This window comes from Dyella sp. BiH032, from assembly GCF_031954525.1.
Taxonomy (GTDB): domain Bacteria; phylum Pseudomonadota; class Gammaproteobacteria; order Xanthomonadales; family Rhodanobacteraceae; genus Dyella_D.
Genome location: NZ_CP134867.1, coordinates 550,703 through 563,615 on the forward strand (window position 1 = coordinate 550,703; position 12,913 = coordinate 563,615).

At 63.8% G+C, this 12,913-nt stretch carries 14 protein-coding genes; 5 read left to right on the forward strand and 9 right to left on the reverse strand.

Going from position 1 to position 12,913, the window contains the following annotated elements; genetic code table 11:
• Nucleotides 1–23: 23 nt before the first annotated feature.
• From mdtN to poxB, 4 genes are all read right to left on the reverse strand, one after another.
• Nucleotides 24–1,079 (reverse strand): multidrug transporter subunit MdtN, encoded by a 1,056-nt coding sequence (mdtN, locus tag RKE25_RS02200; protein WP_311840634.1) that lies wholly within the window; start codon nt 1,077–1,079, stop codon nt 24–26.
• A complete protein-coding gene (locus tag RKE25_RS02205; protein WP_311840635.1) occupies nt 1,076–1,393 on the reverse strand; it encodes a hypothetical protein in 318 nt (105 codons plus the stop codon). The genes mdtN and RKE25_RS02205 overlap by 4 nt, the downstream gene beginning before the upstream one ends.
• The gene (locus RKE25_RS02210) at nt 1,380–2,627 is read right to left on the reverse strand and encodes an MFS transporter (protein WP_311840636.1); all 1,248 of its coding nucleotides are present in this window, start codon (nt 2,625–2,627) and stop codon (nt 1,380–1,382) included. Before RKE25_RS02210 ends, RKE25_RS02205 begins: the two co-directional genes overlap by 14 nt.
• Nucleotides 2,628–2,707: 80 nt before the next feature.
• Nucleotides 2,708–4,429 (reverse strand): ubiquinone-dependent pyruvate dehydrogenase, encoded by a 1,722-nt coding sequence (poxB, locus tag RKE25_RS02215; RefSeq protein ID WP_311840637.1) that lies wholly within the window; start codon nt 4,427–4,429, stop codon nt 2,708–2,710.
• Nucleotides 4,430–4,633: 204 nt separating this feature from the next.
• Between poxB and RKE25_RS02220 the strand changes: the two genes are divergently transcribed.
• Nucleotides 4,634–5,734: an AraC family transcriptional regulator gene (locus RKE25_RS02220; RefSeq protein WP_311840638.1), complete on the forward strand. Its 1,101-nt coding sequence runs from the start codon at nt 4,634–4,636 to the stop codon at nt 5,732–5,734.
• A gap of 157 nt (nt 5,735–5,891) precedes the next feature.
• Here RKE25_RS02220 and RKE25_RS02225 read toward each other — a convergent pair whose 3' ends face one another.
• Nucleotides 5,892–6,188, reverse strand: a complete 297-nt coding sequence (locus RKE25_RS02225) for an SRPBCC domain-containing protein (RefSeq protein ID WP_311840639.1) — start codon at nt 6,186–6,188, stop codon at nt 5,892–5,894.
• A gap of 456 nt (nt 6,189–6,644) precedes the next feature.
• On the opposite strand from RKE25_RS02225, the gene RKE25_RS02230 reads away from it, so the two are divergent.
• Together RKE25_RS02230 and RKE25_RS02235 are read left to right on the forward strand one after the other, a co-directional pair.
• A complete protein-coding gene (locus RKE25_RS02230; protein WP_311840640.1) occupies nt 6,645–7,247 on the forward strand; it encodes a TetR/AcrR family transcriptional regulator in 603 nt (200 codons plus the stop codon).
• Between the two features lie 113 nt (nt 7,248–7,360).
• A complete protein-coding gene (locus tag RKE25_RS02235) occupies nt 7,361–8,395 on the forward strand; it encodes an alpha/beta hydrolase (RefSeq protein ID WP_311840641.1) in 1,035 nt (344 codons plus the stop codon).
• Between the two features lie 67 nt (nt 8,396–8,462).
• Here the strand turns inward: RKE25_RS02235 and RKE25_RS02240 are convergent, their stop codons facing one another.
• Both RKE25_RS02240 and RKE25_RS02245 read right to left on the reverse strand, forming a co-directional pair.
• On the reverse strand, nt 8,463–9,056 hold the full coding sequence (locus RKE25_RS02240; protein WP_311840642.1) for an NAD(P)H-dependent oxidoreductase: 594 nt from the start codon (nt 9,054–9,056) through the stop codon (nt 8,463–8,465).
• A gap of 48 nt (nt 9,057–9,104) precedes the next feature.
• Entirely contained in the window at nt 9,105–9,953 is an 849-nt protein-coding gene (locus tag RKE25_RS02245; RefSeq protein ID WP_311840643.1) for a class III extradiol ring-cleavage dioxygenase, read from the reverse strand.
• An 80-nt stretch (nt 9,954–10,033) separates the two neighbouring features.
• Here RKE25_RS02245 and RKE25_RS02250 point away from each other — a divergent pair, with 80 nt between their 5' ends.
• On the forward strand, nt 10,034–10,408 hold the full coding sequence (locus tag RKE25_RS02250; RefSeq protein WP_311840644.1) for a helix-turn-helix domain-containing protein: 375 nt from the start codon (nt 10,034–10,036) through the stop codon (nt 10,406–10,408).
• A gap of 100 nt (nt 10,409–10,508) precedes the next feature.
• Here the strand turns inward: RKE25_RS02250 and RKE25_RS02255 are convergent, their stop codons facing one another.
• The gene (locus tag RKE25_RS02255) at nt 10,509–11,417 is read right to left on the reverse strand and encodes an AraC family transcriptional regulator (RefSeq protein WP_311840645.1); all 909 of its coding nucleotides are present in this window, start codon (nt 11,415–11,417) and stop codon (nt 10,509–10,511) included.
• 132 nt (nt 11,418–11,549) lie between these two features.
• Here RKE25_RS02255 and RKE25_RS02260 point away from each other — a divergent pair, with 132 nt between their 5' ends.
• Complete coding sequence (locus RKE25_RS02260) at nt 11,550–12,272, forward strand: SDR family oxidoreductase (protein ID WP_311840646.1); 723 nt, start codon at nt 11,550–11,552, stop codon at nt 12,270–12,272.
• 20 nt (nt 12,273–12,292) lie between these two features.
• On the opposite strand, the gene RKE25_RS02265 is transcribed toward RKE25_RS02260, so the two are convergent.
• Entirely contained in the window at nt 12,293–12,868 is a 576-nt protein-coding gene (locus RKE25_RS02265) for a TetR/AcrR family transcriptional regulator (protein ID WP_311840647.1), read from the reverse strand.
• Nucleotides 12,869–12,913: the final 45 nt, after the last annotated feature.

A 12,913-nucleotide genomic window follows, 5' to 3' on the forward strand; every position in this document is an offset into this window, starting at 1 on the left:
CGATACGACAGGCACGCCGGGTCTTATCGGCAAGCCGCGCCACGCTTCACCTCCACCACCGCGCTGGCGCCCAGGCGCATCAACGATGCGGGCGGATCGTGGAGCGCCACGCGTACAGGAAAGCGTTGCGCCACGCGCACCCAGTTGACCGACCGCTCGACGTAGGGAACCCCGCGTGGAAGGTTGATCCGCTCCTGGTCCAGCACCCCGGCGCCAAGCCCCTGCACGACCGCGCGAATCGGCCGGGAGCGATCGATCATCGAATAGACCGTGGCGCAATCGCCCACCTGGATGGCGTCCAGGTCGTACTCGCGGAAATTAGCCACGGCGAACCATTCGTCGGTCACCACGAGGGTGAACAGCGATTGTGAAGGAAGCACCATCTCGCCGGGCGTCACGGTGAGTCCGACGACCCGCCCGGCGCGCGGCGCGCGTACGGTGGTATCCGCCAAGGCCCGTTGCGCGATGGCCAGCGCCGCCTGCCGCGCGTGGACCGCCGCCAGGGCGCCGGCCTCGGTATCGATCGCACGTTCGGCGGCGGCCTGCTGCTCCTGCGCCTGCGACAGCGATGTGGCGGCATCGTGACGGGTGGTCTGCGCCTGATCGAACTGCTGCACCGGCAGGTAGCCGCTGGCGGTCAGGGGGCGCATGCGCTCCACTGTGCGATCCGCCAACTGGAGATGGGTGGCTGCGCGGCGCGTCTGCTCGCGCGCAATGTCGGCGGCGGAGCGTTGTGTGGACAGTACCCGCCGCTGCGTTTCCAGCGTGGCCTGCGCCAATTCCAGTTCGGCCTGTGCCTGGGCCACGGCCAAGCGGTAGGGCTCTGGGTCGATCTGGAACAGCAGTTGCCCCTGCGCCACCTGGTCGTTCTCAGCGACCGGAATGTCCACGATGCGTCCGCCGACGGCCGCCGCGACATGGACGATGTCGGCGTCGATGGTGGCGTCGTCCGTTGCAGGCAGCCGCGCCCGGCGGTAACCCATCGATATCGCCATCGCGATGGCGGCCAGCACCACTACGGCCACGATGCCGCGCCCCAGACGGCCATGCCGCCGCACGCCACCCTTGCGCATCGTCATCGCGCAAAACCCAGCCACCAGACGGCGAGCCCAGCCATCCATCCGCACCCGGCGCAGAACCACAGCGGGTACGGCAGCGCCTGCGCCGGCCCTCCGGCAAGCATGGCCGCTCGCGCCAACAGCGCGACCACGATGCCGGCCAGCGCACACAGCATCCAGGCAGGGACGTAGGCGCCGAAGAAGACGAACGCGGGCGCGCCGCCGTGCGCGCAACCTGAGAGGGCGAGCGCGGACGAGCCGCCCGCGGCGATGCGTGTGCTGCGATCTCGCCGCGCGCCTCGCGGACTGGCCGAATGCCAATCAGCGCCGCGCATGTGCGCCGGTCTCCTTGAGCAAGGCGGTCAGCAGCAGTGCCGCCGCGATGGCACCGGCCCAGAACAGGCCCGCTTCGCGGAAATGCGCTGCCGCATCCGCCACCCCATCGCCCAGGCCGGCGCCGTGCCGCCGCGCGAACATCGGCCCGATCGCCGCAGTCACGCCGAAGGTAAGGAAATTGATCGCGCCGGTTGCGCTGCCCTTGACCTCGTCCGGATTGGCTTCCTTGATGACCGTGTACGGAATCATCGCCGCGCCCGAGCCCACGCCGAACAACAGCAGCGTCGCCCAAGCAGTTGCCGCCCCGGGCGCGAATACCAGCTGCAGACAGCTGGCGAGCATCACCAGCGCGCCGCCGGCCAGGACCGGCTTGCGTCTTCCCAGGCGATCGGTCAGCCAGCCGAGCAACGGACAGCCGAACACCCAGCCCAGCGGCACCATCGACACAGCCAGTACGGCGCTGCCATACGAGAAGGCGCGGTCGGCCTGCAAGAACCGCACGCCCCAGATCATGTCGCCGATGGTGGTCGGCGCGAACAGCAGGCCTGCAATGGCGCCGCAAAGGTACGACTGCGGATTGGCGAACACGGTCTTGTATGTGCTCAACGCGCCGTGGCCGCGAGGGGCCGTCGGCGAAGCTTCCGCAGGGGTGATCATGAGCAGGACGAGACCGACCAGCAGCACCACCAGCCCTGATCCGAACCAAAAGGCGGAAACCGATATCCAGCCATGGATGAGCGGCCCCACGGCCATCTGGCCGGCGGTGCCGCCAAGCATCCCCAGACATTGCGTCACGCCGATCGCCGTGGCCAGCCTTCCTGCGGAAAACGCATGCGAGGCGAGGTAGACCGCGCCGGTGAAGGCGAAGGCCGAGCCGGCGCCTTGCAGCATGCGCGCCAGGTCGCCCACCACGGCCCAGGGCATCACGAACAACAGGCAACCGGCACCCAGTACCGCCATGCCCGCCGGCACCACGTACTTCGCGCCCAGCCGGTCGAGCAGCCAGCCGGCCACCAGGCTCGTCACCGAGTAGGTGTAGTAGTAGGTGCCGAGAATGCCGCTTACGCCGAGTGCGGATACGTGGAACGTGTCGGCGAGCTCCGGGATCATTACCGCCGGTGCCGAACGCACCGCGTATTCGAGAAAGTAGAAGGCCAGCGCGGCGACCCAGGCGATGGCGAACGCGCGGCGGATCCGGTCGTTCGTGGCCAGCGGACTATGGGGAACGGACATGGAGCGGCTCCTCGGGGAGTCGGGAAGCAGGCGGCGCGGGCGCCGCCCATCGGGTCATGCAGGGAAGGAAGCGAAAGCGGTCAGCGATCGAACGCGCCGCCGGCCACGTCCAGGATTTCGTCGGCATGGCCGCTGAGCACCGCCTTGAGCATCCACAGGCTGAAGCCCTTGGCCTGCTCGGCGCGTATCTTCGGCGGCATCACCAGTTCTTGCCGGTCCGTCACCACGTCGATCACGGCCGGGCCTTGGTAGGCGAGCGCCGTGGTCAATGCCTCCTTCAGCGCGGAGGGCTCCTCCACGCGGATGCCAAACATGCCCATGGATTGCGCCATGCGGGCGAAATCGGGGTTGTCCAGCCGCGTGCCGGTCGGTAGGAATCCGGCCGCTTTCATCTCGATGTCTACGAAACCGAGCAGGCCGTTGTTGAAGACGACGATCTTGATCGGCAGTCCGAGCTGGCGGATGGTCAGCAGGTCGCCCATGAGCATGCTGAAGCCACCGTCGCCGGAGAGCGATACGACCTGCCGTGCGGGAAAGGCGACCTGCGCACCGATCGCTTGCGGCATGGCATTGGCCATCGAGCCATGCAGGAAGGAACCGAGCAGGCGCCGTCGCCCATTCATTCTCAGGTAGCGGGCGGCCCACACCGTGGGCTCGCCCACGTCGCAGGTGAAGATCGCATCGTCGTCGGCCAGCTCGCTGATCCACGCCGCGACCAGCTGGGGATGGATCGGCCGATGGCTGGAATGCCGGTTGGCCAGATCGTCCAGGGACTGCCGGCTGGCGCGGTAGTGGCGTATGGCCTGGGTCAGGTGCGTGTCGTCGCGCTTGGCCTGCACTTTGGCGAGGAGGCGCGGTAGCACGTCCTGCACATCGCCGATCACCCCCAGGTCGAGGCGGCAGCGCCGGCCGAGATTCTCGCCGCGCAGATCCACCTGCGCGATGCGGGCCTTGGAGGGATAGAACTGACGGTAGGGGAAGTCCGTGCCGAGCATCAGCAAGGTGTCGCAGGCTTCCATGGCGTGATAGCCGGAAGCAAAGCCGATGAGGCCCGTCATGCCGACGTCGTAGGGGTTGTCCCATTCGACATGTTCTTTGCCACGCAGCGCGTGTACTACCGGCGCCTTGAGCCTGCCGGCCAGCTCCACCACCGCATCGTGGGCGCCGGCGCAACCGGCGCCGCACAGCAGCGTGATGCGCTGGGAGGTATCCAGCAGGCTGGCGAGTTCATCGATGTCCTTTTCGTCGGCGCATACGCGAGGCATGCGTGGCACCGGTCGCGGAGATGGTCGCTGCGGTCCGGCTTGTTTCAGCGCCACGTCGCCGGACAGCACGATCACGGCCACGCCTTGGCGGGTCACCGCTTCGCGAATGGCTGTCTCCACGATGCGCGGTACGTGCAGCGGATCGGAGACTAGTTCCACGTAGTGGCTGCATTCCTTGAACAGAGCCTGCGGATGGGTTTCCTGGAAATAACCCGAACCGATCTCCGTGCTGGGAATATGCGCGGCGATGGCCACCACCGGCACGCGGTTGCGGTGGCACTCGTACAAGCCATTGATCAGGTGCAGGTTGCCCGGGCCGCAACTGCCCGCACAGACGGTCACCTGCCCGGTCAGCTGTGCGTGGGCGCCGGCGGCAAACGCGGCTACCTCTTCATGTCGGACGGGGATCCAGGCGATGTGCCTGCCGGCCCTCAGTGCCTCGGTAATGCCGTTGAGCGAATCTCCCACCAACCCGTATACGTGCTCCACGCCTGCTGCTTCCAGCGTCTGCACCAATCGCTCGGCTACCGTCGTCACGCGTCCCCCAAAGTGGTTGGTCGTCTCAAGAAAGCCAGGCTGGCATGCGCGCCGGCCCCAGGTTTTCCCCCATGCACGCGCTTCCGGCAGCGGCCGCCGCAGTCGCGGGCCGCCGCCGTACGATCGGCGGGATGCAGGGGGTACGCTCAGGCCTAGTGTCCGAGGCGCGGCGGCTGCCACGGAATGATCGGATCGGCCTAATAATTGACCGGTGCGGCCAAACGTATGGTTTATTGGGCAGGCATTGCCTCTAATCCGCGCTCCCAGCGAAAAGGTCACCGGCAGCAGATGACGGCGAGTACGAGACGGCATATCCATGCAATCGGCATCCTGGTGGATCTGGCCGGTGAGATGGGCGTGCCGCCCAAGGCGTTGCTGTCCGGTTCGGGCGTCAAGCAAGGAAGCCTGGAGGATCCCATGTCGACGGTGTCGTTCGAGCAGGAATACCGCGTGATCCGGAACCTGCTGCGGCTTGCCGATGGCATGCCTGCTGTCGGCCTGCGCATCGGCCTGCGCTATCGCTTTACGTGGATCGCTCCGGTGGGCTTTGCCTTTATCAGCAGCCCGACGTTCCGCAGCGCCTTCGACGTGGCACTTCGTTATGCCGACCTCAATGCGTCCATGGTGCAGGTGGCGCCTGAGGGTGACGGTCGCGACTTGCATATCCGTTTTCTTGAGGAGCGCATCCCGGCGGATATCCGCGCCTTCGCGGTCGAGCGCACCATCGGCGTCATTCTCGCGCTGGCGCGGGAGCTATTGCAGCGCGTCGTCACCCCACGTTCCCTCGATCTGGCGCACGTGGTGGAACCGGTCGATGTCTACCGGAAGCTGCTCGGCGTGACGCCTCTGGAGCGTGGCAGGAGCCTGCTGGTACTCAAGCACAAGGATGTAGAACTTCCCCTGGAACGAGCCAACCCAGTCGCGTTGCGCCTGGCCGAGGAGCAATGCCAGCGTTATCTGGAAACCTGGCGGCGCCGGGAAGGCTTGGCGGCGCGCGTGCGCGACATCATCGCGCTGCAGCCACGCAATATGCCGCCGATCAAGCAGGTGGCGCTCGCGCTATGCATGTCCGAACGCACCATGCGCCGTCGCCTGAGCGATGAAGGCACCAGCTTCGTCGCGCTTTGCGACGAAACGCGGCAGGCGATCGCCGAGCAACTGCTGACGATCCAACGCTTGCCGCTGGAGCAGATCGCCGACCGCCTGGGTTACTCGGAGACGGCCGCGTTCATCCACGCTTTCAAGCGGTGGCATGGGGTGTCACCGCATGCCTATCGCATGGGCAAGCTGGCTCGGCGAGGTTGATGCCGATAGGCGATGTCTCGCACAGGTTGGCAAGGGAGCCGGGCTATGAGAGATGGCGCAAGCGTTTGGACGTACGGTTAATTGCCGACACGATTTGCGTGTGTCGTGCACCGGCTTGTAGTGCACGGTTGTTGCTCGCCATGGCAGGCCTGCTCGTCTACATGAGGCTCGCCACAACGAGGGAGAGCGTACGCGGCGCCTTCTGACGCCAGCCCTGCTCGAGTACCTGTCGCGTCTGTTCGTCTTCCGGTCGAAAGCCGTCCTGCTTGAGGCGAAGCAATGTGCGGTTGCCATCCAGCGGCGTCAGTGTCCATGACACGACGGTATCGATGGGCCCGCCCTTCCAGGTGTAGACCAGCCTTGCGGGTTCGACCGCCTCCACAATCCGGCAGTGCACCATCCCGTCAAATCCGGGCACAGGGTCTGTCATGAAATGAGGAGGGAGAACGTCCATCACGCAAACCGCGCGATGGCCATGCTGATAGTTGTGATGCCAAGAAGTGCGGCTGCCGCGCGGTGCCCTATGGTTGCACGGGCTTCCGACTTTGGGCCTGCGTGCTTGGACTTCATCTCGGATAGCGCCAAGCCCGCTTGTATGGCGAAGGCCACCAGGCCACAGACTGCCCCGGCAAGAAGAATGGATTCCGCGGCTCCCATCGCTGCTCCATGCAGGAGTCGCCACAGAACTCCACCGGAAACGATTGCTAAGATTCCAGCCGTGAGTTGCGGAATACGGAGGCGACTGACCGGACTGCCACCAAGTCTTGCGATAGCGAAGCTGGACCCCGCCCAGAACACCGCTGCAAGGACGTGGACCGCAATGATCGACATCAGGAGTTCTCGCACCGTCGCACCTCACCTTTAGTTTGGATATACACGGTGTATATATAATTAGCTAGTGAGTTCGCCAATGTCAAATCGCCCCTACCTGAGCCCGCTGCGTTCCGCGGCCGCGGCCGAAAAGCGCAAAGCGGTGCTCGATGCCGCCACGGACCTGCTGCGGCAAAAGAACATCGCTCAGTTTTCTTTGGACGCAGTCGCCAAGGCCGCTGGCGTCACCCGTTTGACGGTGTACAACCAGTTCGGCTCCCGGCGTGGACTCTTTGAGGCCGTGCTGGACGAGCTCGCGCAGCGCGGACGACTGCTTCGCCTTCCTGCTGCGTTGGAAGCAAAGGACCCGGCCGCTGCGCTGGACGCGCTGATCGAGATCTTCTGTGACTTCTGGGCAGGCGATTCCGCGCTTGGGCGGCTGCACGACGCGATCGCACTTGATGCGGAGTTTGGAGAGGTCCTGCAGGCCCGAAGCGAACTGCGTCGGCAAGCACTGACCGCGCTGCTGAAGCGCATGGGCTTCAAGCAGACGGCGGCGGCGCGAGAGGCCGTCGACCTGATTTACACGATGACGAGCTGTGCGTTCTACCGCTCCATGGCGGCAACGCAATCCGATGCAGCGGTGAGAAAAGTGATCAAGACCGTGGCGGCGGAGACGTTACATCGCCTGAAGCCAGCATAAGGACTGGTGGCGTTGCTGTCGTGCAGATCGAAGAACATGTCACTGACGCGCCAAGATGCCTCCCCTTAGTGCACGAAGACATTTTGCCGCGTCGCTACTGGCCTAAAGATTCCATGAACACCTTGCGTATACGTCGGATGATCGCCAAGGTCTTTCTCTTTCTCTTTCTCTTTCTCTTTCTCTTTCTCTTTCTCGGGCTCGCTTGTGTTGCCAGCTGGCCGCATGTCACGCGAGCAAGAACGCATCAGCACGAAGCGACCGATACCAAAAGTCGGTCTGAAGAAAATTGCTACGATCCTCATGACTCCAACGAGATCAGGCTGTGGGATGGAGTCGCCCCCGGCGCCGCAGGCAATGACCCATGCCGGGATATTCCCTTTCTCAGAATCTTTCCCGGACGAACCTCGGAGAACTCCGCGCACGTCGCCATCATCGTTATTCCGGGCGGGGGCTACGATCGTCTGAGTGATCGCAAAGAACAGGAGCCCGTCGCGGACTATTTCTCCCGAGAGTTGGGAGTGACCGCCTTCGTTCTTTACTACCGATTGGTTCAAAGAGATGGCACTTACCACTACCCGGTCCCCATGTGGGATGCGCAGAGAGCATTAAAGCTCGTGCGACACCGTTCGTCTCAGTTCGGCATTGACCCGTCGAAGATCGGCCTATTTGGCTTCTCTGCGGGCGGGCATCTCGCCGCTACGGTTGCTCTGCACGCCGCATCAGACTTTGACTTGCCCACACGAGACGGCATCGACTCAGTCAATGCCAACCCAAATTTCCTTGGCTTGGGCTATCCGGTCATTTCCATGTTGCCGGACCAGTACGCGTCGCCGAACTCGCTCAAACATTTGCTGGATGGATACGACGGTCGCGAGAAGGCTCGACTGGAGCCATACCTCTCCGCCCAGCTAAACGTCCCGCCCGGGCTATCGCCGGTATTCCTCTTCGAGAGCATGGACGACAAGCAGATCAGCGCCGAGAATAGCGTGATGTTTGCCCGGGCTTTACGCGAGGCAGGAATATCTGCGGAGGTCCATCTCTTTCCCCACGGCGTCCATGGCGCTGGCCTGGCTACTGGCATTCCGGACGAGGAAGAGTGGCCCGGCATGTTCCGGCGCTGGCTGGTGGAGCGCGGATTCGTTCACTGAGTGACGAATGGCGACCTTGGCATCCTGCATCCGGCTGGCCGATTGATGCCGGATGCCACGCGGCCGGTCAGGTGGTGGCCGAGCGCGCCGCCATGGTGGCGCCGGCCCACCAGCTCAGTTCGTCGAGTGCGTTCTTGGCGGCGGGCAACAGCGCCTGCTCGATCTCCTCGATCGGCTGGTTGCCGCCCATCGGAAGCACCTTCATGAAGTCGCTGCCGCCGATATGGACGGCCGAACGGGTGGAGACCATCTGGAGTTCGACGGCGATGCCGCGCAGGTGCTCCAACGCACGCGTGCCCCCCGCGCCACCGTAGGCGATGGCGGTGAACGGCTTGCGATTCCACTCCTTGTACGCTTGATCGAGTGCATTCTTGAGCCCGCCGGTGATCGAATGGTTGTACTCGGCCACCACGAAGATGAAGCCGTCGAACCCGGCGATCCGCGCCTGCCAGCGGAGCGCCTCGGGATCCTTGCTGGGCACGTGGAGGTTGGAGGCGGCCTCGGCGAAGAATGGCAGCGGGTGGTCGCGCAGGTCGACCCACTCGACGTCCATGTCGTTGCGGGCTTGCGCCTGCTTCAACATCCATTGCGCAGGTTTGTCGGCAAAGCGGGTCGGCCTGATGGAGCCGATGACAAGGGCGATGCGGGGCTTGGCGGTCATACCGTCCTCAGTTTCACGATTGAGAGGGACTAAGTGCGAGAGGTGCGATCAGGCGGCCGCGATCTCACTATTCGGCTGTGCGACGGGCAGACCGAATCGAAAGCTCGATGCGGTGATCGCGCCCATGAAGTCGGTCTGATGGTAGATGCGCGTTCCTGCGTCATGGCCGGCTGCGCCGAGGGCAACCATCAGCGGCAGGAGGTGGTCTTCACGCGGGTGCGCCGCGCGAGCCGAGGGCGCGCGGGTCCACTCGATAAGGCGCCTGCGCCGCTCATCGGGCGCGGCATCGACCAGCGTATCGCCGAGCCAGCGGTCGAACGTCGCCGAAGCGGAGCCGCCCCTGCCGCTGCGCATCGCCGCCGTGTCGTGAAAGCTGAAGCCGCTGCCGACGATCACGATGCCTTCGTTGCGCAGCGGCGCGAGCAACTCGCCGGCTTGGAGGTGCGCAGCAGGATCGAAATCCGATCGGAGTGCGAGCTGCACCACCGGCAGCGTTGCTTCCGGGTACATCGTCTGCATCAGGCTGAACGTGCCATGGTCGAAGCCGCGTTGCGGATCGAGGTCGGCGGCTAAGCCACCGCGCTCCAGGAGATCGCGCACTCTTCCTGCCAGTGCGGGATCGCCCGGTGCGTCGTAGCGGATGCGATACGTGTGCTCGGGAAAGCCGCCATAGTCATAGACCATCGGCGGGCGGGCAGAGGATGAGACCAGGAATCGACGTGCTTCCCAGTGCCCGGAGATCATCAACACGGCGCGCGGTGCTGCGCCCAATTCATGGCGAACCTGGTGAAGCGACGCTTCGAGCTGATCGTACATGCCCGGTCGGAGATGCTTCAGCCAGGGCCACGGTCCGCCACCGTGTGAGAGGAAGTAGGTCGGCATGCTTGCCAGCGCCATCGTTCTGTCCCTCAGCACGACAGTGGTAACGTTCTGCAACCGACTATCGAGTAGTTCGCGCCGACGGACAAGGAGGCACTTTGCAAGCACCAGATTACCAGGCGGAAACCGCCCAATGCGTTTACATCGGTCGCATGCTGGGGCGAGTCAGCGACAAGTGGACGATATTGATCGTCCGCGTGCTCGGGCGCGGGCCACACCGCTTCAATGCGCTTCGCCGCGAGGTGGGAGAGATCAGTCAGAAGGTGCTTGCTTCCACTCTGCGCGACTTGGAAGAGAACGGGCTCGTCTCCCGGAGGGTGACGCCCGTCAATCCACCCCAGGTGGAATATGCGCTCACCGAGCTCGGCCGTGATTTTCTGCGTCCGATCCGTGGGCTTGCAGAGTGGGCACTTGCGAACGCTGTCCGCATCGAGACGGCTCGCGCCGAGTACGCTGCCCGCGCATCCACTTGAATGACGCATAGGGCGCGGGAAGCGCCCCGCCACACCCCCTGTGCTCGATCCAGGGGCGCAAGCAAGAGCCACCTGCGACTTGAAGTACGTGCGGTTATCGTTATCGAACGGAAGCCGCAAATCGCCTTGGGGAAAGTCCGACCACCCGGGTGAAGGCAGTGCTGAATGCGCTTGGCGATTGAAACCCGATAGACAGACCGATTTCGCCGATACCTCTCGCACCGAGTCGCAGGGCGTCCTTTGCCAGCGCCATACGCCAATGCTGCAAGTATTCGACGGGCGCCATCCCGACCGTCGCGCGAAAACGCGTGGCAAAACCAGAACGCGAGATGCCACAGAGCCGAGCCAGACTGGCAACGGTCCAGTCCCTTGCCACGTCGCGATGAATGGCTGTGAGCGCACGCGCCATCTTGGGATCTTTCAGGCCCGCGATGAGCCCCGCGTGCTGCTGCGCTGAAAATGAGTTGCCTCGAAGAATCTCCACCAGGATCAACTCCATCAGGCGCGCGACGATGAATTCGCTGCCAGGCCCTGGGTGCGAGGACTCTGCTTCGTTCATGCTCATCAGGGTGCGGATGCGCGGCGAGGACGTGTCGCTTCCCGGAATATGAACCAGGGAGGGGAGCAGGTCGGTCAACAGGGACTCGCTTGCCGTATCGAAGAAAAATCGGCCGCCACGAAGGGTGACGGGTGACTTCGTGCCGCTACCGACTCGCAGCGTCGTCTTTCTTGTCCGGACGACGGCCGTCTCGCTATCGATCGGTTCGATCGATGGGTCCGAGCTGAGTATGAAGGGCGAGTCAGTACGAACGAGCACAAAGTCGTTGGCGCCCAGGCGCAACGGCGGCATACGCGGACGAAGCAGTTGGCACTCACCGCGCGACAGCCAGCAGAACAGGAGATCGTCCCGCTTCCGAAACGATACCGCCCATGAGCCACGCCCTTCGATGCCGCCCCACAGGGTGGCACGCGGCCGAAGTAGACCGATCAGATCAAGGAAAGGATCCATGTTTGGACAGTAGATAACGTTTTTTGGCCTTTCAGCTATCGATCGTACTTATACCGCTGCCTACGATGACCGGCAATCAACGGGTCTGAGCACATCGGACCTGCTCATCGACACTTTCCGTGGATGCAAGTCATGCTGAAAGAAAAACGTATCGCCGTACTTGGCGGCTCTCGCGGCATCGGTTTTGCCGTGGCCGAAGCCGCCGCGCTCGAAGGAGCCAGTGTCGTCATCGTCGCCAGCCAGCCCCAAAGCGTCGCCGATGCGGTGGATCGACTCCCCGAGGGGCGCGTCACGGGCAAGGCGGTGAACTTGAAATCCATGCTTGCCACGAGAGAGCTCTTCGCAGCACTGGGTGAGTTCGACCATCTGGTTTATACGGCGGGTGAGCCCCTTCCGTTCGGCCCGCGTGTTACGGATACCGACTTGGTGGCCGCTCGCGAATTCTTCGAGTTGCGCTATTGGGGTGCGCTCGCCGCAGTACAGGCGGCGAGCCCCCATATGCGGCGCGGTGGATCTATCGTCTTGACCGGCGGAACATCGGCACGGCGCCCGCCGGCGGGCTTTGCCTTTGCGGCAAGCATTTGCGGAGCCATCGAATCGCTGACGCGAGCTCTCGCCATCGAACTCGCCCCTATCCGGGTCAACGCCGTCGTGCCTGGCATGGTTGCCACCGATCTCTGGTCCGGCATACCTGCCGACACACGCGAACATATTTTCCGCGAAACCGCTGCGAAACTGCCCGTGGGACGAGTGGGCACACCTCATGACTTGGCCGAGGCCTACCTTTCGTTTATGCGAGGTGGCTACACGACCGGCCAGTCCGTGGTGGTGGACGGTGGCGGAACGCTCGTGTGACCGGCAGAGATAGACTCAAATTAAGCGGGTAAGAGCCCGGCCATCTGGTAGCTCTCAATCAAGGCATCAAAAAGCTTTATATCTGAGCGGCCGCGCGCCATAAGCTGAGCGCCAGAGATGGCCGCAAAGATCGCGCGTGCTCGCCGCTTGGCTTCTTTTGAGTCCACAACGTTAGCCGCCAGCAGTGCCTTCCCAAGCCAGGCAACATTGACCTCAGCGAAGACCTGGACTTCTTTTTTCACTACGTCAGGCAGATCGTCGTATTCGGCGGTCATGAAACTGCAGAGACATATGCGGTTGCCACTCTCCAGCGACTTCCGAAACGTCCCCGGGTATTTGCGCAGGCGATCGATAGGGTCCGGCGTGTTGGCGGACAGCGCTTCCAGCGTCGCCGCCGAGTCCTGCCAGTAGCGCTTGGCGACCGCTGCGGCGAGGTCTGCCTTACTCGGAAAATGGTGGTACAGGCTCGCGGCCTTGATACCAACCTCTTGAGCAAGGGACCGGACGTTCAATCCGCCGTACCCATGCGCCTGAGCCATCTTTGTCGCGACAGCCAGGATCCTATCGCTGGAGCTTGCGCCTGCCAGGTTTTCCACGAGCTGCCTCTGCGAAAAGGTATTGACGGGAGGGAGTATAGCGCC

What these genes read in the sequence shown, in the direction of transcription:
- RKE25_RS02260 (WP_311840646.1), top strand. Translation starts at nt 11,550, where the DNA reads ATGCTGAAAGAAAAACGTATCGCCGTACTTGGCGGCTCTCGCGGCATC.
- RKE25_RS02235 (WP_311840641.1), top strand. Translation starts at nt 7,361, where the DNA reads ATGAACACCTTGCGTATACGTCGGATGATCGCCAAGGTCTTTCTCTTT.
- RKE25_RS02210 (WP_311840636.1), bottom strand. Translation starts at nt 2,627, where the DNA reads ATGTCCGTTCCCCATAGTCCGCTGGCCACGAACGACCGGATCCGCCGC.
- RKE25_RS02205 (WP_311840635.1), bottom strand. Translation starts at nt 1,393, where the DNA reads ATGCGCGGCGCTGATTGGCATTCGGCCAGTCCGCGAGGCGCGCGGCGA.
- mdtN (WP_311840634.1), bottom strand. Translation starts at nt 1,079, where the DNA reads ATGACGATGCGCAAGGGTGGCGTGCGGCGGCATGGCCGTCTGGGGCGC.
- RKE25_RS02230 (WP_311840640.1), top strand. Translation starts at nt 6,645, where the DNA reads ATGTCAAATCGCCCCTACCTGAGCCCGCTGCGTTCCGCGGCCGCGGCC.
- RKE25_RS02255 (WP_311840645.1), bottom strand. Translation starts at nt 11,417, where the DNA reads ATGGATCCTTTCCTTGATCTGATCGGTCTACTTCGGCCGCGTGCCACC.
- RKE25_RS02245 (WP_311840643.1), bottom strand. Translation starts at nt 9,953, where the DNA reads ATGGCGCTGGCAAGCATGCCGACCTACTTCCTCTCACACGGTGGCGGA.
- RKE25_RS02240 (WP_311840642.1), bottom strand. Translation starts at nt 9,056, where the DNA reads ATGACCGCCAAGCCCCGCATCGCCCTTGTCATCGGCTCCATCAGGCCG.
- RKE25_RS02225 (WP_311840639.1), bottom strand. Translation starts at nt 6,188, where the DNA reads ATGGACGTTCTCCCTCCTCATTTCATGACAGACCCTGTGCCCGGATTT.